At 60.0% G+C, this 24761-nt stretch carries 23 protein-coding genes; 14 read left to right on the forward strand and 9 right to left on the reverse strand.

What is annotated here, in order from left to right; translation table 11 throughout:
* Both PMI21_RS29870 and PMI21_RS18110 read left to right on the forward strand, forming a co-directional pair.
* On the forward strand, positions 1–202 hold a 202-nt coding region (locus tag PMI21_RS29870), incomplete at its 5' end, for a hypothetical protein (protein ID WP_238541207.1).
* A gap of 155 nt (positions 203–357) precedes the next feature.
* On the forward strand, positions 358–2073 hold the full coding sequence (locus tag PMI21_RS18110; protein WP_007936866.1) for an amidase: 1716 nt from the start codon (positions 358–360) through the stop codon (positions 2071–2073).
* 149 nt (positions 2074–2222) lie between these two features.
* On the opposite strand, the gene PMI21_RS18105 is transcribed toward PMI21_RS18110, so the two are convergent.
* Positions 2223–3134, reverse strand: a complete 912-nt coding sequence (locus tag PMI21_RS18105; RefSeq protein ID WP_050550135.1) for a bifunctional helix-turn-helix transcriptional regulator/GNAT family N-acetyltransferase — start codon at positions 3132–3134, stop codon at positions 2223–2225.
* A gap of 399 nt (positions 3135–3533) precedes the next feature.
* On the opposite strand from PMI21_RS18105, the gene PMI21_RS18100 reads away from it, so the two are divergent.
* On the forward strand, positions 3534–4016 hold the full coding sequence (locus PMI21_RS18100; protein ID WP_033063929.1) for a cupin domain-containing protein: 483 nt from the start codon (positions 3534–3536) through the stop codon (positions 4014–4016).
* 100 nt (positions 4017–4116) lie between these two features.
* Here the strand turns inward: PMI21_RS18100 and PMI21_RS18095 are convergent, their stop codons facing one another.
* Genes PMI21_RS18095 through PMI21_RS18080 form a run of 4 tightly spaced genes read right to left on the reverse strand, consistent with a single transcriptional unit; the run spans position 4117 to position 7696 of the window.
* A complete protein-coding gene (locus PMI21_RS18095; RefSeq protein ID WP_007936869.1) occupies positions 4117–4965 on the reverse strand; it encodes a sugar phosphate isomerase/epimerase family protein in 849 nt (282 codons plus the stop codon).
* Position 4966: 1 nt separating this feature from the next.
* Positions 4967–6208, reverse strand: a complete 1242-nt coding sequence (locus tag PMI21_RS18090) for an NAD(P)/FAD-dependent oxidoreductase (RefSeq protein ID WP_007936870.1) — start codon at positions 6206–6208, stop codon at positions 4967–4969.
* 18 nt (positions 6209–6226) lie between these two features.
* Entirely contained in the window at positions 6227–6547 is a 321-nt protein-coding gene (locus PMI21_RS18085) for a MocE family 2Fe-2S type ferredoxin (RefSeq protein WP_007936871.1), read from the reverse strand.
* Positions 6548–6583: 36 nt separating this feature from the next.
* Complete coding sequence (locus PMI21_RS18080) at positions 6584–7696, reverse strand: fatty acid desaturase family protein (RefSeq protein ID WP_007936872.1); 1113 nt, start codon at positions 7694–7696, stop codon at positions 6584–6586.
* A 183-nt stretch (positions 7697–7879) separates the two neighbouring features.
* Between PMI21_RS18080 and PMI21_RS18075 the strand changes: the two genes are divergently transcribed.
* The gene (locus PMI21_RS18075) at positions 7880–8929 is read left to right on the forward strand and encodes a substrate-binding domain-containing protein (RefSeq protein ID WP_007936874.1); all 1050 of its coding nucleotides are present in this window, start codon (positions 7880–7882) and stop codon (positions 8927–8929) included.
* Positions 8930–8935: 6 nt separating this feature from the next.
* On the opposite strand, the gene PMI21_RS18070 is transcribed toward PMI21_RS18075, so the two are convergent.
* Positions 8936–10951 carry a sigma-54 interaction domain-containing protein gene (locus tag PMI21_RS18070; protein ID WP_033063930.1) on the reverse strand — a complete coding sequence of 672 codons (2016 nt, stop codon included), beginning with the start codon at positions 10949–10951 and terminating at the stop codon, positions 8936–8938.
* A gap of 193 nt (positions 10952–11144) precedes the next feature.
* On the opposite strand from PMI21_RS18070, the gene PMI21_RS18065 reads away from it, so the two are divergent.
* From PMI21_RS18065 to PMI21_RS18055, 3 genes are all read left to right on the forward strand, one after another.
* Positions 11145–12167: a Gfo/Idh/MocA family oxidoreductase gene (locus PMI21_RS18065; RefSeq protein ID WP_007936879.1), complete on the forward strand. Its 1023-nt coding sequence runs from the start codon at positions 11145–11147 to the stop codon at positions 12165–12167.
* The gene (locus PMI21_RS18060; protein WP_007936881.1) at positions 12164–12952 is read left to right on the forward strand and encodes a TIM barrel protein; all 789 of its coding nucleotides are present in this window, start codon (positions 12164–12166) and stop codon (positions 12950–12952) included. The genes PMI21_RS18065 and PMI21_RS18060 overlap by 4 nt, the downstream gene beginning before the upstream one ends.
* 222 nt (positions 12953–13174) lie before the next feature.
* Entirely contained in the window at positions 13175–14101 is a 927-nt protein-coding gene (locus PMI21_RS18055) for a sugar ABC transporter substrate-binding protein (protein ID WP_007936889.1), read from the forward strand.
* Between the two features lie 84 nt (positions 14102–14185).
* Here PMI21_RS18055 and PMI21_RS18050 read toward each other — a convergent pair whose 3' ends face one another.
* Both PMI21_RS18050 and PMI21_RS18045 read right to left on the reverse strand, forming a co-directional pair.
* Complete coding sequence (locus PMI21_RS18050; RefSeq protein ID WP_033063931.1) at positions 14186–15169, reverse strand: GlxA family transcriptional regulator; 984 nt, start codon at positions 15167–15169, stop codon at positions 14186–14188.
* Positions 15170–15379: 210 nt separating this feature from the next.
* Positions 15380–15832, reverse strand: coding sequence for an Lrp/AsnC family transcriptional regulator (locus tag PMI21_RS18045; protein ID WP_007936894.1), 453 nt, complete (start codon positions 15830–15832; stop codon positions 15380–15382).
* 189 nt (positions 15833–16021) lie between these two features.
* Here PMI21_RS18045 and PMI21_RS18040 point away from each other — a divergent pair, with 189 nt between their 5' ends.
* From PMI21_RS18040 to PMI21_RS18030, 3 genes are read left to right on the forward strand one after another with little or no spacing between them, the layout of a single operon-like run.
* Complete coding sequence (locus PMI21_RS18040) at positions 16022–16639, forward strand: LysE family translocator (protein ID WP_007936896.1); 618 nt, start codon at positions 16022–16024, stop codon at positions 16637–16639.
* 28 nt (positions 16640–16667) lie between these two features.
* A complete protein-coding gene (gene panB, locus PMI21_RS18035; protein ID WP_007936897.1) occupies positions 16668–17510 on the forward strand; it encodes a 3-methyl-2-oxobutanoate hydroxymethyltransferase in 843 nt (280 codons plus the stop codon).
* A gap of 20 nt (positions 17511–17530) precedes the next feature.
* The gene (locus PMI21_RS18030) at positions 17531–18016 is read left to right on the forward strand and encodes a MaoC family dehydratase (RefSeq protein WP_007936899.1); all 486 of its coding nucleotides are present in this window, start codon (positions 17531–17533) and stop codon (positions 18014–18016) included.
* A gap of 68 nt (positions 18017–18084) precedes the next feature.
* On the opposite strand, the gene PMI21_RS18025 is transcribed toward PMI21_RS18030, so the two are convergent.
* Complete coding sequence (locus PMI21_RS18025; RefSeq protein ID WP_007936905.1) at positions 18085–19260, reverse strand: XylR family transcriptional regulator; 1176 nt, start codon at positions 19258–19260, stop codon at positions 18085–18087.
* A 175-nt stretch (positions 19261–19435) separates the two neighbouring features.
* Here PMI21_RS18025 and xylA point away from each other — a divergent pair, with 175 nt between their 5' ends.
* From xylA to PMI21_RS18005, 4 genes are all read left to right on the forward strand, one after another.
* Entirely contained in the window at positions 19436–20752 is a 1317-nt protein-coding gene (gene xylA / locus PMI21_RS18020; protein ID WP_007936911.1) for a xylose isomerase, read from the forward strand.
* 149 nt (positions 20753–20901) lie between these two features.
* Entirely contained in the window at positions 20902–21903 is a 1002-nt protein-coding gene (gene xylF, locus PMI21_RS18015; RefSeq protein ID WP_007936912.1) for a D-xylose ABC transporter substrate-binding protein, read from the forward strand.
* Positions 21904–21981: 78 nt separating this feature from the next.
* Entirely contained in the window at positions 21982–23538 is a 1557-nt protein-coding gene (gene xylG, locus PMI21_RS18010; RefSeq protein ID WP_007936913.1) for a D-xylose ABC transporter ATP-binding protein, read from the forward strand.
* Positions 23539–24675 (forward strand): sugar ABC transporter permease, encoded by a 1137-nt coding sequence (locus PMI21_RS18005; protein ID WP_007936914.1) that lies wholly within the window; start codon positions 23539–23541, stop codon positions 24673–24675. It begins immediately after the preceding gene.
* Positions 24676–24761 lie beyond the last annotated feature (86 nt).

The following is a 24761-nucleotide window of genomic DNA, read 5'->3' on the forward strand; positions in this document are numbered from 1 at the left end:
GATGCACCGCAAGGTTTGGCTTGACGACTGCTGCGCAGCCGAACGCAGCCTCGCAGGCTCGACAGCTGCTACAGATGCATTACGTGGCCTAAGGCGCTTTTACAGAGCTCTGTTCAGCCACAACGGTGCAAACCACTACCCCGCAGGACAGCATCAAGGCTCCATGGCAGAAGCGGACTTCAGTTATCCTTCTCACCGGTGAGCAATTTTCGAGGCGCTGATAATGACCTGCGTACACGTTGTAAAAGTTGGGGTGGCGAGTTCTGCCGAACGCCATTCGAGTACCCGTTTTGAGAGAAGTGATGTCCTTTCCGCAAACATTCACCGCGTTCCTCATCAGCAGCCGGTGGTAACAGCATGATCGAGGTCACCGAGGTTTCCATTGCCGAGCTGCGTGCTGCGCTCGAATCCGGCCAGACCACGGCGGTTGAGCTTGTCCAGGCCTATCTCGCCCGGATCGACGCCTACGACGGTGCTGACACGCCCACCGCCCTCAACGCGGTGGTGGTTCGCAACCCCGATGCGCTCAAGGAAGCGCAGGCGTCCGATGCCCGTCGGGCCAGGGGCGAGACGCTGGGGCCGCTCGATGGTATCCCCTACACGGCCAAGGACAGTTATCTGGTGAAGGGGCTGACCGCAGCTTCTGGAAGTCCCGCCTTCGCCAACCTGATTGCTTATCGCGATGCGTTCACCATCGAACGGCTTCGCGCCGCCGGGGCGATCTGCCTGGGCAAGACCAATATGCCGCCGATGGCCAACGGCGGCATGCAGCGCGGGGTGTATGGCCGTGCGGAGAGCCCGTACAACGCCGACTACCTCACGGCCCCTTTCGCCTCGGGCTCATCGAACGGCGCCGGCACGGCAACCGCCGCCAGTTTCTCGGCATTTGGCCTGGCGGAAGAAACCTGGTCGAGCGGACGTGGCCCTGCCTCGAACAACGGCCTGTGCGCCTATACGCCTTCGCGCGGAGTGATCTCGGTGCGCGGCAACTGGCCGTTGACGCCGACGATGGACGTGGTCGTGCCGTATGCCAGGACGATGGCGGACCTGCTCGAGGTGCTCGATGTGGTAGTGGCCGATGATCCCGACACACGGGGCGATCTGTGGCGGATGCAACCCTGGGTGCCGATTCCGAGTGTCGCCTCGGTGCGCCCCGCGTCCTATGGGTCGCTGGCCGCGAAAAGCGATGCGCTCAAAGGAAAGCGCTTCGGCGTGCCTCGCATGTACATCAACGCCGATCCCGATGCGGGTACCAGCGACGCGCCTGGCATCGGTGGGCCGACGGGTCAGCGCATCAACACCCGCCCCTCGGTGATCGGGCTCTGGGAGCAGGCTCGCAAGGCACTCGAAGCAGCCGGCGCTGAAGTGCTCGAGGTCGATTTCCCGCTGGTTTCCAATTGCGAGGGTGATCGTCCTGGTGCACCGACAGTGTTTAACCGGGGCCTGGTGTCCAAAGAGTTCCAGCATCATGAGTTGTGGGATCTGACGGCTTGGGCGTTCGATGATTTTCTGCGAGCCAACGGCGATCCAAAACTCAATCGCCTGGTCGACGTGAACGGGCCGCTGATTTTTCCACACGACCCGGGGACGCTACCCAACCGCGAGGGCGATCTTGCCGCGGGCATGGACGAGTATGTACGGATGGCCGAACGCGGCATTACGCCGTGGGACCAGATCGACACGCTGCCTGACGGACTGCGCGGGCTGGAACACACGCGCCGAATCGATCTGGAAGACTGGATGGATCGGCTGGGGCTCGACGCGGTGATTTTCCCGACGGTAGCCGACGTTGGGCCGGCGAATGCCGATGTCGATCCGACGTCTGCGGATATCGCGTGGAGTAACGGGGTATGGGTTGCCAACGGCAATCTCGCCATCCGCCACCTGGGTGTTCCAACGGTCACAGTCCCGATGGGCGTCATGCCGGACATCGGCATGCCCGTCGGGCTGACATTTGCCGGCCGTGCCTATGACGATTCGACGCTGCTTCGCCTGGCTTCGGCGTTCGAGTCTACGGGAACGAAACGCTTGATCCCGCCTCGCACCCCACCATTGTCGGTTGGCAAAAAGTAGAAAAAATCGCAGGCTCCTACAGAGGTTAGGTACACCCGTTGCATCGTGGTTGTACACGGTCGATGTAGGAGCTGCCGCAGGCTGCGATCTTTGGGCTGTGTTCGCCATCACGAAAATCAAGATCAAAAGATCGCAGGCTTCGCCAGCTCCTACGCTTGCGCAGCAGCCCGGCCAGGTCGCACAAAACACTGCTCGATAACCGTTGCCCCCCACTGCTGCCCCTCTTGCTCCTGTTCCAATTTAAAACCGAAGTCTTCATACAGTTTGCGAGCCACATCCAGACCTTTGAACGTCCAAAGCCGCGTCGCGCAGAAACCGTGCTCGTCACAGAATTTTATCGCTTCAGCCAACAAGCGTTTGCCTGCACCCTTGCCTCGCGCCGAGTCATCAAGAATGAAACAGCGCAGAATCGCTTCGCCGCCCTCTCCCTCGCCGTCTATCGCGATGGAGCCGACAATTCGCTGGCCATCCAACGCCACCCAAACCTCGTTGCGTGGATTGTGCAAACGCCCCATCAACTCCGCCATGTCTGATGCAACCAGGCTCTCGAACGGCTGACCGAAATTCGAATGCCTTGCGTAGTAGTCAGCGTGCATTTGCACAATGCGGCCGATGATTCCGGGCCGGTAGCCCCGAGCGATATCCAGCTGCGCCGGGGGGCTCGGCGCTGCACCGAGTCGATGAGCTTGCAGGGCACCGGCATAGTTGGCAATGCCCTCACTCACCGCCTGCTGTTGTTCATGCGTCAGATAAACCATGGCAGCGTCCACCTGTTGCCTGGCAAACGAATCAATGGCTCGCAGGGTTTTCTTGCCCTGCGCTGTGAGTCGCAGCTTCTTGGAGCGCGCATCCTCCTCGTGTGGAATTTCTTCGATCTCACCGGCCTCAATGAGCTTGCGCACCATCCGGCTCACGGTGGATTTTTCCAGGCCGAGAAGCTCCACAAGCTCCCCTGCCGTCAGCGAACCCCGATCCCCAATCTCCACGATCGTGTGAACAAACGAAGGCGAATAATCCGTCGCCGCCAGCGTGGTTTGCATGAACCCCAACTCGCGCACCATGAAACGCGACGCCGAGCGGACTTGGTTAATCAGGTCTGATTGGGAATGGGTCACGGGGAGCACCTCGAACAGAATGTTTATTTAGTTGTATAGAACAACCAAATATCCGTCAATCGACGGCTCGCGGCTAAGGCATGAAACCAGGTAACTGCGTCCCCCGTTCGGTCAAATACTGCATGAATAACCGCGTGCGCAGCAGGCAGTAGCGGTGCCTGCAATCCGGGCCAGCCCACCATAGCTGTGCGTTATAGCGCTGGTTCACAATGGGTATATCCACACTCCACCATTCAGCTACCGTCTCATATATAACTTGATCGCGCAGGCTCTACTCCTGTGCATTGAAGCGATGTTTACCTCTGTTGCGACACACCCATAGCTCCCAGACACGAGGAAACCATGATGAGCGCCCACAAAGTTGCCGCTGTTTTGCTGGCCTTGCTCAGCGCAGCCTCCCTGTCCCCTGCCGCCTTGGCTGGGGAAGCAGGTTTCATTGCTGCCACCCCATCCGAACTCAAGTGGACGGCTGCGCCGGCGTTGGGGCCCGGCGTAATGATGGCGGTGATTGAAGGTGACCTGAAAGCCGCCGAGCCCTTCACCCTGCGTGTGAAGCTGCCAGCCAATACAAAAATCGGTGTGCATACCCATCCTGTGACCGAACGCGTAACCGTTATGTCCGGCACCTTCTACTTCGCCACCGGAAAAACCTTCGATCCAGCACGGGCCAAGGCCTATCGACCAGGTGACACTCTGATCATTCCAGTCGGCATGTCGATGTACGGCGCCAGTCGAGAACAGGAAACTGTGCTCCAACTCCACGGCACGGGGCCTTGGGGGATCACCTACCTCAACCCGGCGGATGATCCCAGAAACAGCAAAATGTAGTGCCCCTGACCAGAGATATCCCCCCTGGGCCCTTAGACTGGCTCATACGAGTGAACAGTTCCGTATGTGGCTACAGGGGAACGACATGCCGCTGCCCCAATCAGAGGCCATCGCGAGGTCGCCTCTGACAATCATTCCAGACCCCACGCATCAACTCCTTAAGCATCAGCGCTTCGGCCCAACGGTCGGTGATGTCACGTCCGTCACCCCCTGTGATGGCATAGGGTGGCGGGCCGAGTTCACAGGTGAAGGACAGGCTGGCAGGCGTGTTCGGTCGGGCCAGCCAGTCCTCGATCCCATAACGCCACCAGCCCAGGAAACGCTCCAGCCAGGGTCGATGCTGGGCAAAACTCAAGGGCACCTGGACCTGTTCGCTGCTGGCGACACGACCATGAAAACCCCAACTATTGCGCAGAATGGTCTGGATCTGTTCGTCGTCTTCGGCCGTGGCCGGCTCTGGCAGTTCGCGGCCCACGACATAGTGGGACAAGTCGGCCAACAGTTTGAGATCGGGCATTTCAGCAAGAATGTCGAGGGTGAACAACAGATCATTGGTGAGGCGATAACGGTGGGTTTCCAGCAGGATCGGAAAGTCCACCTGCTCGGCCAGACGCTGCCAGCCTTCGATCAACTTGATGGCTTGCGCCAGGGTGCGTGGCCGGACGTCGGCTTGCAGCGTGAGATGGTGGCAGCCGTAGCGAGACGCGACATCGATCGCCGCCGCCAGATCATCCACGGTGCGGGGGAACACCTGACCTTCGATTTGCAGGCCCTGTGCCTTGGCAGCTTCGTGCAGGCGTGCGGCATGATTCGCTACCCAGAAATGGTCAGTGATTCCGTCGAAACCAGCGGCGGCGATTTTCTCCAGCTGCGCTTCCAGCGCAAGCTCGCATTGGCCACGGTGATCTTGCATGGCCCAAAGGGACTGGAAGACCAGGAATTCGCGCATGTCAGTTCCTCAGCAGTTGTTTGAGCGATACTTCGGCGTCGGCCAGGGCCTCTACCGAGAGGGGGTTATGCGAAGCGATCATTCGTTCGCACAACTTGATGTCCTTGGCGACGCTATTGCCCTGGCCCCAGCCGCAAACGCCTTGCAAACGCTGCTCGGCATCGAGGTAGAACAACAGGAAACCGCCGCCCGGGGTTGTCCGGCTTACCGTGGGTTCGGTGTTTGAAATCACGCCTACGGTCTGTAATCCCCAGTGGTATTGATCGGACCAGAAACCGGGAATGACCTCAAAGGGTAGCTCGCCGCCCAACAGATTCAGGGCGGCGTGACGGCCCTGGGTTTCGGCGTTGCGCCAGGTTTCCTGACGCTGGAAAACCCCTTGCGGGTGCAGCCGGAATTCACAGACATCCCCCGCCGCAAAGATGTCCGGCGCGCTGGTGCGCAGTTGCGCATCGACACGGATGCCCTGGCCGACCTCAAGCCCTGCGGCCATGGCCAACTCAGTGTTGGGCTGCATGCCGATGCCCACCACCACCAGATCACAGGGCAGCAGTTGGCCGTCGACCAGTTGCACCGATTCAACATGAGTAGTGCCCTGCACCGCCTCGATGGCCACGTTCAATCGGACATCCACGCCCTGGCTGCGATGCAATTCCAGCAAAACGCTGGACAACCGTTCCGGCAACACCCGCCCCGCCAGGCGCGGCCCGGCTTCGAGCAAGGTCACCGTACAACCCAAGGCTCGGGCGGTGGCCGCGACTTCGAGGCCGATGAAGCCGCCACCGATGATCACCAGTCGGGTGTCGGGCTGCAACGAAGCGCGCAGTGCCAGCGCCTCGTCATGGCTACGCAGATAAAGCACATTGCGCAGATGCTCGGGCACCGAGGCGAGTCTGCGCGAACGCCCTCCCGTCGCCAGCAACAGTCGTGAGTAATGCAGCCAGCTGCCGTCGGCCAATTGCAGACGATGCTGCTGTGGGTCCAAGCCTTTTACCGGGTTGCCGGCCAGGTGTTCGATGTCCAGTTCGGCGAGCCGGGCGCTATCGCACAGGCTATAGCCCGCCAGATCGACCGTGCCCTGCAGCAACCCTTTGGACAGCGGCGGACGTTCATAGGGCGGGTGAAACTCGTCACCTATCAGGATCAGGCGACCGCGATAACCTTCGCCGCGCAAGGTCAGGGCCGCGCGACCACCGGCATGCCCGGCGCCGACGATGACCAGTGGAGCATTGGCAAGACTCATGGCACAGACTCCGTGCAGTTAAACCGTGATGGCCAGCAGGACACGCCCCGCCTCGACCCGGACTTCATAGGTCTTGAGGTTGACGCACACCGGTGCGCCAAGGGCTTTGCCGGAACGGTAATCGAAACGCCCGTTGTGCTTGGGGCACTCGATGACATGCTCCATCACCAGGCCATCGGCCAGGTGGATGGACTCGTGGGTGCACAGGCCCGCGGTGGCGAAAAACTCGCTGTCAGCGGAGCGGTAGATGGCATAGGTGTGTTGGCCATGGTCAAAACGGATGACATCTTCATCATCGATATCGCCCACGGCACATACATCGATCCATTGATCGGTCATGGCGTTTTCTCTGGTAGTGGTACAGACAGGAAGGTGTCAGGCCGGCGTTACTTGAGGCTCTGCCTGGACGTTGGCGACTGGCGCTGCGCGTTGTGGCAAAGGACGACAGACGAAATGGCTCGGGTCTTTGCGCTGTTTCCAGATCGTCGGGAGGATTTCCCGGAAGGCCTCGAACAGGCTGCTGTACGGTGGCGGGCAGTCGTGACGGATCTCTTCGTGAAGCTGCGCCAGCGCATGAAACGGCACCATCGGATACATGTGGTGTTCGAGGTGATAGTTCATGTTGAGGTACATGAAGCGCAGCACCGGGCTCATGTAAATCGTGCGGCAGTTGCTGCGGTGATCAAGTACGTCTTCCGCCAGGCCGACATGTTGCGAAAGGCCGAACAGGTAAGACAGCCAACCGCCATAGAGCGTTGGAAGACCGATCAACATCAGCGGCAACCAGCTCTGCAGATACAGCGCAGTGCCCACGGTAAGCGCATAAATCGCCAGCCAGACACGCGCGTCCCTCGCCACCTTGGGCCACTCGGATTCGGGGATGAACGTCTGCTCCGCTTCACCCATCCGCCCGACGGCATGCCGGCAGACTGACCCCATCGTCTTCAGCGCATAAGGCATTCTGAACAGACTCAGCACCATCATGATCAGGCTTGGCGGACGCGGCTCGACGATTTCCGGATCGCGACCGACGATAACGGTGTCGGTGTGGTGCCGTGCGTGGCTCCAACGCCAGACGTGGGGTTCGAACATGAACATGAAACTCGACAGCTGATAGACCGCATCATTCATCCAGCGAGTCTTGAATGCCGTGCCATGACCCGTTTCGTGCCAACGGGCATTGGACGCCGTGCCGTAGAGCAGCCCGTAGACGAAGAAGAACGGAACGCAGGCCCAGGAACCCCAGAACCAGTAACCGCCGAACCCGGTGACGACCATCGCCGACAGCCAGATTGCGGTATCACGCAGGGCCGGGCCATCGCGACGCTGCATCAGTTCCTTCATACGTTTACGGGAGATCGGCGATTGGTACCACGTTGCCGATACCAAACCTTTTTGTGCCGCTCGGGCGGCTTCGGGGCCGGTCAATCGATAATCCCTTGGCACGGGTTTATCGGGTTTTTCAAAGGCTGCGTTGTGTTCGGGCATTTTATTGTTCTCCGCAAGCTTGATGGTTTTAAGCACTTGCTTTCGATGCGGGATGGCATCGCTGGAGAAAATATAGGGAGCGCACAAATCCCCCTCAAGCCCTTGAATACATTCCCTATCAAGCTATCATCCAGGCCCATTGCAGCTTGATAGTTTTCTATCAAAGCGACTCAAGGGCCCACCATGAACAACAAAAAACGCCCCACCATCGCCACGGTCGCCGAGCACGCTCGCCTGAGTGTCGCCACCGTGGACCGGGTGCTCAACGCCAGGGCTCCGGTCAGCCCGGCCACCGCCGAGCAGGTGTTCCAGGCCGCCGAAGCCGTCGGTTATTTCGCTGCCAGGCTGATCGGCCAGCGCATTCGCGAACGTCGTCCCAGCTATCGTTTCGGCATCCTGCTGCTCGGTACTGCCCAGGCGTTCTATGCCAACGTTGCCGCCGCCATCACCGAAGCGGCGCAGCGTCAGACCGACGCCAATCTGAGCTGCCAGTTCGAATACGTCTTCGATCGCACACCCGGCGCCATCATTGCCCAGATCGAACAACTGGCGGTGCAGTGCGATGGCCTGGCGGTGGTCAGCTTCGCTCACCCGCTGATCAATGCCGCCATCGCGCAGATCAGAGCGGCGGGTGTTCCGGTGATCGCGCTGCTGTCCGACATCCACGAGGCGGCGGATGAGCCTTACGTCGGTCTGGATAATCATGAGGTCGGGCGCACCATGGGCTGGCTGCTGGCTCACACCTGCGGTGCACGCAAGGGCAGCGTCGGCGTGCTGCTCGGCGGCCATCGTTTTCTTGGTCATCAGGCTCGGGTCGAGGGGCTGCGCAGTTACCTGGCGGAGCGCGCACCGGGGTTGCGGCTACTCGAAGCGGTGATCAACCTGGACAACTGCGACGTCACCGAAGAGGCGACGCTGGAACTCCTCGCGCGCCATGCCGACTTGCGAGGGCTATGCGTGGTTGGCGGTGGTGGCGACGGCATCATCAGCGCCCTGTCGCAGCTGCCGAAGCGGCCGTCGCTGTGCTGCATTCTGCAGGAGTCGACCGAGCTGTCGCGACAAGCCCTGGATCAGGGATTGATCAGCCTGGTCATCGATTCCCAACCACGATTGCTGGCGGCCGCGCTGGTCGAGTTGCTGGTCGAGTTGCAGACCACGCCGGACTTCGATCCGCTCCGGCATCGGGTGCATATTCCGTTGCAGATCATCACCTCGCAGAACGCTCGAGCGTGAACGCCCTCAGAGGCTGGCGCCCGCACGAAAAGCATCAGCACTCAACCCGAACCGATTCATCTTGTTGTACAAGCCGCCACGAGAAACGTTCAGCTGCCGGGCAGCCAGGCGGATGTTGCCTCGGGCATCCCTGAGGGCGGCGATGATCGCGTTCATTTCATGGGTGCCAAGGTCCAGTGCAGCCCGAGGTTCGGGCACACTTCCCGGTACCGATGGCCGCAGCCTTTGCTTGATTTCAAGTGGCAGATCACCTGGCTGGATCAGTTCGGTCATCGCCAGATTGGTTGCGCGCTCGATGGTGTTTTCAAGCTCCCGAACATTACCCGGCCAGCTGTGGGCCGAAAGAATATCCAGCGCCTCGGGCGAGATCCCCTGCACCGATTTTCGCAGCGAGCGGGCGCAACGACCGAGAAAATGTCGCGCCAGCAAGGGCACATCTTCCCGGCGCATCCTCAGCGGCGGAACCGTCAGGTTCAGGACGTTGAGCCGGTAGTAAAGGTCCTCACGGAAAGCGCCATCGGCCACCGCCTGGCTCAGGTTGCGGTGGGTGGCGGCGATGATGCGCACATCCACCTGCTGCGACTTTTTCGCCCCCACGCGCGTCACCTCGCTTTCCTGCAAGACGCGCAGCAGGCTGACTTGGGCATCGAACGACATGTCACCGATTTCGTCGAGGAAGATCGTGCCGCCATCGGCCAATTCGAACTTCCCGGCAGATCCGCCGCGAGCCGATCCGGTGAAGGCGCCCTCGACATGACCAAACAGTTCGCTCTGCACCAGATCCCGTGGAATCGCCCCACAATTGACCGCCACGAAAGGACCGCCGCAACGCTCGCTGGCGTTATGGATCGCCTGGGCGAACAGCTCCTTGCCGGTACCGCTTTCACCCAGGATCAGCGTGGTCGATTCACTGCGACTGGCGATCCGTCCCAGGTGCAAGGCGTCTTGTATCGCTCGCGAATTACCTTGAATGGTCTCGAAGGTGTAGCTGGCTTGAGTGCCGATGACCCGCCGGGTAATTTCGCGGATGCGCCGGTTTTCACGCAACGAAACAATCCGCCCACCCTGCTCCAATGGGCATACCGACACCAGACACGCCAAGTGGCTGCGATCATGCAGCTCAAACGTGCAATCCAAATCTCGTAGCCCTTCCCCGCCGCGCAGCAGAATCTGGTTGGTCAGTTCGCTTTGCCCCAGACGCTGGAACGGGCTGCCGAGCAGATCCTGGCCTACGCGAAACAATTGCCGGGCATAACGGTTGAGCGCCTTGATGCAGCCCTGCTCATCCAGCACCACAAGTCCCTCGTTGAGCACTTCAAGCACGGTTTGTTGTTCTTCCAGCAGGGCCTGTAGCGCCATCTGCCGCGAGACTGCTTCGGCCGCGGCCTGGACGGTGCCCAGCGTATGGAAATGAAACCAGCCCGGCTCGGCGGTCAGGGTCAGCATGGCGAGCGTCCTGCCCTGGGCGTCCCTGATCGGCGCGGCGGCGCAATGCATGCGCCGTCGACGCAAGCCGCTGGCGAAGTTTTCCTCAGCCAGCACATACACCAATCGGTCCTCGGCAAGCGCCAGCCCCGTGCAGTTGGTGCCCTGCACCGACTCCAGCAACCGGCTGCCCACCGGCGTGAGGTCCAGGCCACAGAAATACAGGGTCGTGCCTTGAGCATCGGTCAGGTTGATATGGCCCCTGGGGTTGTAGGCCAGCAATCCCCCCATGACCTGCGCCGCCGCGGCAATCAACGTGCGATTGGCCGCCAGCGTCGCGGCCAGAACGGCAGGAGCAACAAATCGATATTCGCTATCTTCAGGATCGAGGCTGGTATCGACGCTGCGCCGCCAGGAATCCCAAATCACCTGCCTGACCCCGACAGGTCGATCGGTGCGCCCTTTCAGGCAGTCCAGCCAAGCCTGCTCCAGCGCGGCGATCGGGCCTTCGTTCAGCGACGCAGGACCGAGAGCGGTGATGTAATCGAGGTCTTGCGCGCTGAAGGCTGTTACCTGTGGGTTGACCATCATCGACATCCGCTTCCATGTTCATGTTTTTGACATGTCAGTGTAGACATGTCCTGAGAATGAACACTCCTTTCAGGAAATATTGATCAAATCCTTAAATATCAATGAGTTAAATATTGGCACAGCGCTTGCTCCAAGGGTTATGCCAGCGAGGACATTCCTGCGGCCAAGTCATTGAACAACAATAAAAGGGAGTCAATTCATGAGTACGTCCAAGATCATCCGCCTGGGCCTCATCGGCGCCGGCCGCATGGGCAGTTTTCACGGCCAGACGGCCGCCCGGCACATTCCCGGCGCCTGCCTGGCTGCCATCGCCGACCCGACACCCGGCCAGGCCGCCCGGTTGGCGGCAGAGTTGGGGGTGCAGAAGGTCTATACCGATCCACAGCAACTGCTCGATGACCCGGAAATTGACGGCGTCCTGATCGCCGCCCCGGCCCGCAGCCATGCCGAACTGGTGATCAGTGCGGCACGGGCGGGCAAAGGGGTGTTCTGTGAAAAACCCATGGCCATCACCCTGGACGAGGCCGACCGCGCCATCGCCGCAGCCGCCGATGCCCGCGTGCCGTTGCAAGTTGGCTTCAATCGTCGTTTTGCCAAAAGCTTCCGCGCCGCCCATCTGGACGTGGTCGCCGGCCGTATCGGTACGCCGCAACTGCTGCGCTCATTGACCCGCGATCCGGCGCTGAACAATCCGGCCGCATCGCCGCAGTGGGTGATTTTTCTCGAAACCCTGATCCATGACTTCGATACCTTGCGCTACCTCAACCCCGGCGCCGAAGCAGTCGAAGTTTATGTCATGGCCGATGCGCTGATTGCACCGGACTACAAGAGCAAAGGGTTTCTGGACACCGCCGTGGTGACAATCCGTTTCGACAACGGCGCCATCGCCACCGCCGAGGCCAATTTCCAGGCCGTTTATGGCTACGATGTTCGGGGGGAAGTGTTCGGCAGCGCCGGCATGCTGACCATGGGCAGCGTCAATGACTCTGACCTGCTGCGCTACTTGGCCAATGGCATCCAGGCCGACACCCAACGCATGGACACCGACCTGCTGCGGGATGCCTATGTGGCCGAGCTCAATCATTTTGTCGACTGCCTGCGCACCGGTGAAAAACCACTGGCCAGCGGTGAAGATGCCCGAGCGGCACTGGCCATTGCCCGCGCGTGTATCGAGTCCGTCCAACAGGGCAAAGCGGTGCGCGTGCAAGGAGCCCGTTCATGAGTTTCATCCCGTTCAAACTGGCGATCAGTGCCGAGATGGTGTTCCTCGACCTGCCGTTCACCGAACGCGTCAAACGCATTCACGCGCTGGGTTTCAGCGCCGAAATTTGGGACTGGACCCAGAAAGACATTGCGGCCCTGGTCGCCACCGGCGCTGACTTCACCTCCATGACCGGCTACATCTCAGGCAACCTGACCGACGCCGAAGGCATCCAGCACCTGCTCGACAGTGCACGGGAATCGCTGGCCGTGGCCGCACAGCTGAATTGCCCGAGCCTCAACCTGCATGGCACTGGCCTGGGCGACAAGGGCCTGCCGGTCAAACCCGTGGCCCACACCACGGGACGCATGTGGTTGAGTGCCTGCAAGACCCTGGAAAAAATCGCCCGCCTGGGCGAAGACGCCGGCCGGGTATTCCTGCTGGAAAACCTCAATACCGAGGTGGACCACCCCGGCACGCCCTTCGCTCGCGCCGACGATACCCTGGCGCTGATCGAGGCCGTGGGCAGCCCGCATTTGAAGATGAACCTGGACCTTTATCACGCCCAGATCGGCGAAGGAAACCTGATCGAACTGATCCAGCGCGCCGGCAGCGCCATCGGCGAAATCCAGGTGGCCGATGTCCCCGGCCGCATGGAGCCCGGCACCGGTGAAATCCATTACCCGGCCATTGCCAAGGCCTTGTTCCGCATGGGATACACCGGTGTCGTCGGGCTCGAGGGCTGGGCCAGCGGTGACAGCGAAGTGGCGCTTGAGCGTTTTCGGCAAGCCTTCACGCTGGATTGAAATGCCGCTCTCTTTGTAGCAGCTGTCGAGCCCCAGCGAGGCTGCGTTCGGCGGCGAAGCCGTCGTCAAACCAGAAGTCGTGGTGCGTCAGGCAGACTGCATCAGCCGGATTCACGACGGCTTCGCCGCCGAACGCAGCCTCGCTGGGGCTCGACAGCTGCTACGGGTCGCGTTACGGCTTAACTGACTGGCTCATCTCATAACAACAAAAGGAAAACCATCATGCGTCGCTGCACACTTCTATTTGCCACGCTGTTATTACTCGCCAGCCAATGGGCCGCCGCCAGCTATCGCATCGGCGTCAGCATTGCCAGGGTTGACGACAACTTCATGACCTATGTGCGCAGCGGCCTGGAAAATGCCGCCAGGAAGGAAAACGTCCAGATCCAGTTCGAGGATGCCCAGGGCGATGTGGTTCGCCAGCTCAACCAGATTCAGGGCTTTCTCGGCCAGAAGGTGGATGCGGTCATCGTCCTGCCGGTGGACACCGCCGCCACCGCCAACATGACCCGCGCCGCCGTCGAGGCGAAGATTCCGCTGGTCTACGTCAACCGCCACCCGGACGAGCGCGTGCTGCCCAAAGGCGTGGTCACGGTGGCGTCCAATGACATCGAGGCCGGGCAGCTGCAAATGCGCTACCTGGCCGACAAGCTGGGGGGCAAAGGCAACATCGCGATCATCATGGGCGACCTGGCGCAGAACTCCACGCACGACCGCACCGAAGGGGTCAAACAGGTGCTCAAGGACTACCCCGGGATCAAGATCATCGAACAACAAAGTGCCGAGTGGCAGCGCAACAAAGGGATGGACCTGACCAGCAACTGGCTGCTGGCCGGCACCGGCTTCGATGCCATCGTCGCCAACAACGACGAGATGGCCATCGGCGCCGCCATGGCCCTGCAGCAAGCCGGCAAAGCCAAGGGTGAAATTGCGATTGTCGGCATCGACGGGCTGCCCGATGGCCTGGCGGCGATCAAACGCGGGATGCTGGTCGCCTCGGTCTTTCAAGACCCCAAGGCCCAGGCGGCCAGCGCGGTGCAAGCGGCCATCAAAATGATCAAAGGGGAATCGGTCGAGGCGGATGTCTGGGTGCCGTTTCAACTGATCACACCGGATCAGGTGGCGGTGTTTGAGCAGCATTACAAATAGCGTCAAAAGCCGTTCGATGGCTGCCCTGCGGGACGGGGCAGCAATCGGACCGGACGTCAGGTGCGCAGACTCGAAGGAAAGCCTTTATTTAACGAGCCGCTTTTCCTTGGAAGGTCTGTACCCGAAGTACGAGCTATAACACTTGCTGAAATGACTGGGTGACACGAAGCCACAAGCCACCAACACGTCGACCTGGGACAGTTCGGTGTGCTGGAGCAGTCGCCGCGCTTCGGTGATGCGCAGTTCCATGTAATACCGTTGCGGCGTTGTTCCCAGTTGCTCCTTGAACAGCCGTTCAAGTTGCCGCCGGGAACGGCCGGCGTAAACCGCCAGTTGCTCCAGCTCCAGAGGCTCTTCGAGGTTGGCATCCATCAGCTTGACCACCTCGCGCAGGGGTGCGCTCACGCAGATATTTTCAGCCGGCTTAATGCGCCGATAACGGGACTCCTCGAACGCCAGAATGTCCTCGATCCCCTCGACCAGGGCTTTATCGTGCAGGCCCTTGATCCAGTCCAGCGCCATATGAAATGCCCCCGAGGGGCTGGATGCGGTGAGCCGGTCGCGATCAATCACGTAGGGTTCACTGGTGACCTGCGTCGCCTTGGAGATTTCCGCGAGTGCGGGGCGATGTTCGGGGTGAATGGCGCAACGATACCCATCGAGCAAACCTGCGCTGCCCAGAAACCATGAGCCATTCCACAACCCGGCCAGACAGACACCCTGGTCCGCCGCCATTCGCAACAGGCTGATGAACTCATCATTAGCCTTGAGTTCTGTCCTGTAGCCGCCACAAATCACCAGCAGATCCAGGTCGTGAATGGCTGAAGCATCCAGACGTGCATCCGGCCGGATGACCAGGCCCAGATCGCTGATGACCTCGCCGTCGTTCAAGCCGAACGTTCGCGAAGAGAACAACCTGGGTCGTAGAAGATTCGCGGTGACAATGGTGTCCAGTGCCTGGGTGAACGCAGGCAGCGAGAAATGCTCGAGCAGTACAAAGCCTGCCCGGGTCATACGAGCAGGCTCATCAGGGTTTTCATTCAGATAGCGGAGATTTTTCCCCTTCATGCCTCCGCTGAATTGACGTCGTTCGATCAATGTTCGACCCACTCGGTTACTGCGTAGATAAAGCCTAATGCTAACTGTAGAAGCGCAAAAAGCCCTAGCACCATTATGCGACCGATCAAGCCAGTTGAAAGCCGTGACGAAGCGGGTCTTTGTCATCGACAAAAATAGTGTTGTGGCCCGATCCGGCACCACCCAAAAGACAGGTTCACATCACAGAGGAAGGGAACGGTCCTGAATGACCCGTTTCATCACCAGGGTGGATGTCAGGCGCTGGACGTTGGGCAGCGTGGAGAGGCGTTCATCATAAAGCTGCTGGAAAGCCGGCAGATCCCGGGTGACGACGTGGAGCAGGTAATCGGGCTCTCCAAAAAGCCTTTGAGCCTCCACGATCTGGGGTATCTCCTGAAGCGCAACCTCAAATGCTTCAACCGCCCGGTGATCGCCCTCGCGAAGCGTCGCAAACACCATTGCCGAGAAGTTAAGGCCGAGTGCGCCGGGGGCGAGTTGCGCGCGATAACCCAGGATCACGCCTGATTCTTCCAGGGCACGCACTCGACGGTGGCATGGGGACAGGCTGAGACCGACCCGCTCTGCCAGTTCAGTCACCGACAGGCGCCCGTCTGCCTGAAGCTCGGCAAGAATTTTCAGATCAATTCTGTCCATATAGAAGAATCTCCCTCAAACCAGTATCTGCATTGGAATAATAGGGAAAATATTCTAGCCGGTTTCAATTATTCTTTTTCGCGAACTTTAGCGCTGTTGGTCGTCCGCACTTCGAGACAAGTCGGTCGCCCCTCCCTGTCTGCGAGATAGAGAAATGCAAAAACCCGTTGAAATTAGAAGGTGGCGATCATGACCCTTAGTGTTTTCGCCGCTTTCTGGGCCGTGTCGTTTTTATTCGTGATTACACCGGGCGCCGATTGGGCCTATGCCATATCGGCCGGGTTATTCGGGCGCGTGGTGATGCCCGCCGTGGCCGGGCTGCTGATCGGGCATTTAGTCGCAACGTTGGTCGTGGCGGCCGGTGTCGGTGGACTTGTTGCGAGCAACCCCGTTGCCCTTTCGGTGCTCACCGTCGGCGGAGCTGCGTATCTACTATGGCTGGGCATCAACATGCTCCTGCATCCTTCGGTTCCTCGCGCGGGGCAAACCCAGCAATCCGGCTCCTGGGCACGCTGGACCTTTAAAGGGGTTTGCGTGAGCGGCCTCAACCCCAAGGTCTTTCTGCTGTTCCTGGCGTTACTGCCTCAATTCACTGACCCGACAGCCTCTTGGCCGGTGCCGATGCAGATCATCGCGTTAGGCCTGCTCCATGCGTTCAGTTGTGGCGTGGTCTATTTGCTGGTGGGGTTCGGCTCTCGGGTCGTGTTGCAGGCACGTCCCGTTGCGGCTCAAGTGGTCAGTCGGCTCTCGGGCGCGATCATGATCATCATCGCGGTGCTGTTGTTGATCGAGCAGATCTTGCGCTGATCGTTTATTCATCTCGAAGGAAAAAATAATGAGTGACACCTGCTCGCCCTACGGCAACAACGAAGTATCGAATGTGAAATCACGTATCCGGATTCCTCATCTGCAACAAATGAAAGTACGTGGCCAGAAGTGGGCGATGCTGACCGCCTACGACATGTACACGGCAACGATCTTCGAAGAAGCTGGCATTCCTGTGCTGCTGGTAGGCGATTCGGCATCCAACAACGTCTACGGCCATGAATCCACCCTGCCCGTCACGGTTGACGAGCTGATTCCACTGGTACGCGCCGTCTCCCGATCAACCCGCAGACCGCTGGTGATTGCCGATCTGCCCTTCGGCTCCTACCAGGCTTCGGCCGAGCAGTGTTTCCACACCGCCGTGCGCTTCATGAAGGAAGGTGGCGCCCATGCGGTGAAAATCGAGGGAGACATCGAGATGCTACCGCAGGTCGAGAAACTCACACGCTCGGGGATTCCGGTGATGGCTCACATCGGCTTCACCCCGCAAGCCGAACATCAACTCGGTGGCTACCGTGTTCAAGGGCGAGGTGACGATGCGCAGCGGTTGATCGACAGTGCCCGAGCCTTCGAGGCTGCCGGCGCCTTCGCGCTGCTCATTGAAATGGTGCCCGCTGAAGTCGCTGCACACATCGCAGCCGCTGTTGCCATTCCTACCGTCGGCATTGGTGCCGGCAACGGTTGTGATGCTCAAGTATTGGTGTGGCAGGACATGGCGGGATTGCGCACCGGACCTCTGCCCAGGTTCGTCAAACAATACGCCGACCTGCGAGGCGTGCTGCTCGGGGCCGCGCGCGACTTCGCCGGCGATGTGCAAACGGGCGACTTTCCAGGGACCGAGCATTCTTTTTAGTCGAAAGAGAAGGCGCTTAAATGAAAAGCTTCAGACAGCGTGCAGCCGAAGGGCTCCAGACAGGCGATAGCTTCACCCTCTCCCGCTGCTTCTCGCAGGAAGACATCCAGCGCTTTGCGCAGATCTCCCGCGACTACAATCCAGTGCATTTCGATACGCATTTCGCGCAAGCGCGACACTTCAAGGCACCGGTCTCCCAGGGCTTGCTGACAGCCAGCCTGATGACTGAAATCGGCGGCCAGATTGGCTGGCTGGCCTCGGCGATGACGTTCCACTTCAAGCGCCCTGTTTATCCAGGGGATACCGTCACCTGTTATTGGGTCATCAAGGACGTGGATGAAAAAGGTCGTGCGACGGCGGTTATCACGATGGCCAACGAGGACGGCATTACTGTGATGGAGGGAGAAACCAGCGGTGTTTTGCCTGGCCCGAGGGAGCGGGAAATCATGAGGCAGATGCTGGCCGAGGGTGATCCTACAAACGGGGTGGCGCGTTCTGATGGATGATTGCCATGGGTTGTGGATTCAACCGGTCGATGCACCGCACAACAATCGACCAATTGCACCCCGCATCGCTATCTGGCGCCCTGCTGGTATTCACGGGGCGTACATCCAAACTCGCGACGGAACACCGTGTGTAGATATTGTGCGGATTTGAAACCGCAAGTGCGGGCAACGTCCGCAATCGCTGTGTCGGTATTTTCCAGCCCGCGGGTGGCCGCCGCCAGTTTGAAACGCAGAATCTCGTCGTGCACGCTGCAGCCTCGCACAGTGCGAAAGTGCGACTCGAGCGATGAGCGCGACACGCCGACATAAGCCGCCACCTGCGCCGTCTTGATGCCCTGGCAGGCATATTGGCGGATAAACAACAGCGCCTGCATGACGTAGGGGTTGCCCAAAGGTTGGTGCAAACTCGACACCTGCACGTTGATCGCATCAGGCGGAATCAGGATGTGCGTGCCCGTGGACGGCTTGCCGTGCAGCATCTGGTGCAGCAGTTGCGCGGCGGTGCGGCCCATGGTTTCGGTGCCCTGGATGACCGAGCTCAGGGGGACCCGGGTCAGGCTGCGTGTCAGGGGGTCGTTGTCGATGCCGATCAACGCCACCTGCTCCGGTACGGCGATTCCGGCGGTCAGGCAGGCTTGCAGCAACTGCCGGGCGCGGGCGTCACTGACGGCGATGATGCCAATAGGCTTGGGCAGACTTTGGAGCCAGGCGATCAGTTGTTCGACGGCGCTGTCCCAGAGCGGTGCGCTGGTACCCATGCCGCGATAGACCTCGGCGTGCAAGCCGTCACGTTGCATCAGTCGTCGGAAGGATTTTTCCCGCTCCTGAGCCCAACGATTAGCCTGCGCTTCAGGCAGGCTGAAGCAGGCAAAACGCTGCAGCCCTGCCTCGATCAAGTGCGCGTAAGCCAGTGTGATCAGTGCGTTATTGTCGGTAGCGACGTACGGGATCCCTTTCGGATAGGCCCGCTCATCCTGATAAGAACCACCCACCGCCACCACGGGCAACTTGATGCCGGCCAGCGCCTCGCCAATCAGCGGATCGTCGAAGTCGGCAATGATTCCGTCACCTTGCCAGCGCTCGATCCCTTTCAACCGGCAGAGAAAATCCTCTTCCAGGAACAGGTCCCAGGACGCGCGGGTGCTGCTCAGGTAGTTGCCGATGCCGCTGATGATGCCGCGGTCATAGATCTTGCTCCCGTTGAACAACAGTGCGATGCGGTGAACAGGCGGTACGGTTTTCATTGTTTTTATGCTTGTTCCGGGCCCCTTGTCACGGAGGCGGTTTGCACAGACTAGGCGCGCAGACGACGAATCTCAATACGCAAAATCGCACCCTGTGTTGGTGATTTTCATAATCAGCAGGCACAGGGCCGTTGCTAGTATCGAGACACCGCCAAGAACAACAAGGACATTGCCAATGCCGTACTTCCCCGGTGTCGACCCGATTCGCTACGAAGGCCCTGCCAGCGATTCTCCCCTTGCCTTCCGTCACTACGACGCCAACAAAATCATCCTCGGTAAACCCATGCGCGAACACCTGCGCATGGCCGCTTGTTATTGGCACACCTTCGTCTGGCCGGGTTCCGATGTGTTCGGTACAGGTACTTTCAAGCGCCCATGGCAACACGCCGGCGACCCGATGGAGCTGGCCATTGGCAAGGCGGCAGCCGCGTTCGAGTTCTTCTCCAAACTGGGTATCGACTATTACTGCTTCCACGACACGGATGTCGCCCCGGAAGGCAATTCGCTGAAGGAGTACCGCAACCACTTCGCGCAAATGATTGATCACCTGGAGCGACACCAGGAAGAAAGCGGGATCAAGCTGCTGTGGGGAACCGCCAACTGCTTCAGCAATCCGCGCTTTGCCGCAGGCGCCGCCAGCAACCCGGACCCCGAAGTGTTCGCCTGCGCCGCTGCCCAGGTATTCAGCGCCATGAACGCGACCCAACGCCTGAAAGGCTCCAACTATGTGTTGTGGGGCGGTCGCGAAGGCTACGAAACCCTGCTCAACACCGACTTGAAACGTGAACGCGAACAACTGGGCCGCTTCATGCGCATGGTGGTCGAGCACAAGCACAAGATCGGTTTCAAAGGCAACCTGCTGATCGAACCCAAGCCGCAGGAGCCGACCAAGCACCAATACGATTACGACAGCGCCACCGTGTTTGGCTTTCTCCAGCAGTTCGGCCTGGAAAAGGAAATCAAGGTCAACATCGAGGCCAACCACGCGACCCTGGCAGGTCATAGCTTTCATCACGAGATTGCGACCGCCGTCTCGCTGGGGATTTTCGGCAGCATCGACGCCAATCGCGGTGATCCGCAAAACGGCTGGGACACCGATCAATTCCCCAACAGCGTCGAAGAAATGACCCTGGCCACCTATGAAATTCTCAAGGCCGGCGGGTTCAATAATGGCGGGTTCAACTTCGACTCCAAGGTTCGCCGCCAGAGCCTCGATGAGATCGATCTGTTCCATGGTCACGTCGGCGCAATGGACGTCCTCGCCCTGTCCCTGGAGCGGGCAGCCGCCATGGTGCAGAACGACCAGCTTCAGCGGCTCAAGGATCAACGCTACGCCGGCTGGCAGCAGCCGTTCGGGCAGGCGGTGCTGGCGGGTGAGTTTAACCTCCAGTCATTGGCCGAACATGCATTCGCCAACGAGCTGAATCCGCAGGCCGTCAGCGGCAGGCAGGAGATGCTCGAAAACGTCGTCAACCGGTTTATCTATCGCTGATTGCCAACGGAGTCTGCGGGCGCAACAACGCTGTGACATTCGCACGACAAATCTGTGTCCGCTGCGTCTGCAGATTCTCTACAGTTCCACCAGCCCGATACTCATCGTCAGGCAGTGTCTTTCAAACAAAAATAAAAGGACGCACCACCATGAAGAAAGTAAAACGCGCGCTATTTGCCAGCGCCCTGGCTCTGCTGTCGCTGCCGGTGATGGCCGATGCCGCCCACCCGAAAATCGGTTTCTCCATTGATGATCTGCGGCTGGAACGCTGGTCACGTGACCGCGATTACTTCGTGGCGGCGGCGGAGAAAATGGACGCCAAGGTCTTCGTACAGTCGGCCGATGCCAACGAGCAAAAGCAGATTTCGCAAATCGAAAATCTCATTTCCCGTGGCGTCGATGTGATCGTCATCGTGCCGTTCAACGCTACCGTCCTGACCAACGCAGTGGCCGAAGCGAAGAAAGCCGGAATCAAGGTCGTGTCCTATGACCGTCTGATACTCAACGCGGATATCGACGCCTACATTTCGTTCGATAACGAAAAGGTCGGCGAGATGCAGGCCAGCGGCGTGCTGCACGCAGCGCCCAAGGGCAATTACTTCCTGCTCGGTGGTGCGCCTACCGACAACAATGCAAAAGTCCTGCGCGAAGGTCAGATGAAAGTGCTGCAACCGGCCATCGACAAGGGTGATATCAAGATCGTCGGCCAACAATGGGTGAAGGAATGGAACCCTACCGAAGCGCTGAGCATTGTTGAAAACGCCTTGACCCGCAACGCCAACAAAATCGACGGCATCGTCGCCTCCAACGACGCCACGGCAGGCGGCGCCATCCAGGCACTGGCCGCTCAGCAACTGGCCGGCAAGGTGCCGATTTCGGGGCAGGACGCGGACCTCGCAGCGGTCAAGCGAGTGATCGCTGGCACTCAAACCATGACCGTGTACAAGCCGCTGAAACTCATCGCCTCCGAAGCCGCCAGGCTCTCGGTGCAACTGGCGCGTAACGAGAAACCCGCTTACAGCTCGCAGTACGACAACGGCAGCAAAAAAGTCGACACCATCCTGCTCACTCCGACTCCGTTGACCAAGGACAACATCGACCTGCTGGAACAGGACGGGTTCTACACCAAGGCGCAGATAGCCGGAAAGTGATCATCACCCCGTAATGTCCCCCGCAGGAGCGAGCTCCTGCGGGACCAGCCTCGTACCTGCCGCTTATGAGTCTCTGCCATGCCCGACTATCTGCTGCAAATGAACGGCATCGTCAAAACCTTCGACGGTGTCAAAGCGCTCAATGGCATCGACATCAAGGTCAAGCCGGGTGAGTGCGTCGGGCTGTGCGGCGAGAATGGCGCCGGCAAGTCCACGCTGATGAAGATCCTTTCCGCGGTGTACCCCCATGGCACCTGGGACGGTGAAATCCTCTGGGACGGTCAACCGCTCAAGGCGCAATCGATCAGCGAAACGGAAGCCGCCGGTATCGTCATCATTCACCAGGAACTGACACTGGTTCCCGACCTGTCGGTGGCCGAGAACATTTTCATGGGCCATGAACTGACGCTGCCTGGTGGGCGGATGAATTACCCGGCGATGATCCACCGCGCCGAAGCCCTGATGCGTGAACTGAAAGTGCCGGACATGAACGTATCGCTGCCGGTTTCGCAGTACGGCGGCGGCTATCAGCAACTGGTGGAAATCGCCAAGGCGCTGAACAAGCAGGCGCGCCTGCTGATCCTCGACGAGCCTTCATCGGCCCTGACCCGTTCGGAAATCGAGGTGTTGCTGGACATCATCCGCGACCTCAAGGCCAAGGGTGTTGCCTGTGTCTACATCTCCCACAAGCTCGATGAAGTGGCCGCCGTGTGCGACACCATTTCGGTGATCCGAGACGGCAAACACATCGCCACGACCGCCATGGCGGACATGGATATTCCACAGATCATCACCCAGATGGTCGGACGGGAAATGAGCAACCTCTACCCCACCGAGCCACACGACATCGGCGAGGTGATTTTCGAGGCCCGCCACATCACCTGCTACGACGTCGACAACCCCAGGCGCAAACGGGTCGACGATATTTCGTTCAGCCTCAAACGCGGGGAAATCCTCGGCATCGCCGGGCTGGTCGGTGCAGGCCGCACCGAACTGGTGACAGCGCTGTTCGGCGCCTACCCCGGTCGCCACGAAGGCGAAGTCTGGCTGGACGGCCAACTCATCGACACCCGCACGCCGCTCAAGTCAATCCGTGCCGGCCTGTGCCTGGTGCCCGAGGACCGCAAGCGCCAGGGCATCATTCCAGACCTGGGCGTCGGCCAGAACATCACCCTGGCCGTGCTGGACAGTTACTCGAAACTGACCCGCATCGATGCCGAAGCCGAACTGGGCAGCATCGATCGGGAAATTTCGCGCCTGCACCTCAAGACCGCGAGCCCGTTCCTGCCGATCACCAGTCTGTCCGGCGGCAATCAACAAAAAGCCGTATTGGCGAAGATGCTGCTGACCAAACCCCGGGTCCTGATTCTCGATGAGCCCACCCGAGGTGTGGATGTCGGCGCCAAGTACGAGATCTACAAGTTGATGGGGGCGCTGGCGGCCGAAGGCGTGTCGATCATCATGGTGTCTTCGGAACTGGCCGAAGTGCTCGGTGTTTCCGACCGCGTACTGGTGATCGGCGAAGGCCGGTTGCAGGGCGACTTCATCAACCATGAACTTACTCAGGAACAGGTGCTCGCCGCCGCACTCAGCCAGCCTGACAGCCATAACAATAAAGATCGGAAATCCGCGTAAATGAATCAGGTCAAACAACTCTTCACCCGCTACAAGATGCTCGCGCTGGTGTTTGCCGTGGCGTTTATCTGGCTGTTCTTCAGCTGGCAGACCGAGGGCGGATTCCTGACACCGCGCAACCTCTCCAACCTGCTGCGCCAGATGTCCATTACCGGGATTCTCGCCTGCGGTATGGTGCTGGTCATCATCAGCGGCGAGATCGATTTGTCGGTCGGCTCATTGCTGGGACTGCTCGGTGGCGTCGCGGCGATTCTCGACGTTATCTACCACATACCGCTGCTGGCGAACCTGAGCCTTGTCGTCCTGTGCGGACTGCTGATCGGCCTCGCCAACGGCTACATGGCCGCCTACCTGCGCATTCCGTCTTTCATCGTGGGGCTGGGGGGTATGCTGGCTTTCCGGGGCATTTTGCTGGGGATTACCGGCGGCACGACCATCGCCCCGGTGTCGCCGGAGCTCGTCTACATTGGCCAGGGTTATTTGCCACACACGATCGGCGCGGGCCTGGGCGTTCTGCTGTTCGCACTGACGTTGTTCCTGACCTGGAAACAACGGCGCAATCGCGCCCTTCACGGCCTGGCGGCACATTCACTGGTGCGTGACGTCGTACGCGTGCTGTTGATCGGCGCGGTGCTGGCCGGCTTCGTCCAGACCCTCAACAGCTATGACGGCATTCCCGTGCCGGTCCTGCTTCTGCTGATTCTACTGGGCGGGTTCAGCTACGTGACCAGTCAGACCGTCTTCGGCCGACGCGTCTATTCCGTGGGCAGCAACATGGAAGCAACGCGCCTGTCCGGTATCAATGTACAGGCCGTGAAGCTCTGGATTTTCGGGATCATGGGCGTGATGTGCGCCCTCGCCGGCGTGGTCAACACCGCGCGCCTGGCCGCCGGTTCGCCCTCGGCCGGCAGCATGGGCGAACTCGACGCCATCGCCGCCTGCTTCATCGGCGGCACCTCCATGCGCGGCGGCTCCGGCACTGTCTACGGCGCCCTCCTCGGCGCGCTGGTCATCACCAGCCTGGACAACGGCATGTCCATGCTCGACGTCGACAGTTATTGGCAGATGATCGTCAAGGGCAGCATTCTGGTGTTGGCCGTGTGGGTAGATGTGAGCACCCGGACTGGACGACGCTGATCCGCTGCGGATGAAGTCATCCACGACCGTTTGCTGCTGGCCGATAACTGTTGTCGTGAGGGGCTGAAACCAACCCATTGCGGACG

The sequence above is a fragment of the Pseudomonas sp. GM18 genome (assembly GCF_000282195.1).
In the GTDB taxonomy this organism is placed as follows: domain Bacteria; phylum Pseudomonadota; class Gammaproteobacteria; order Pseudomonadales; family Pseudomonadaceae; genus Aquipseudomonas.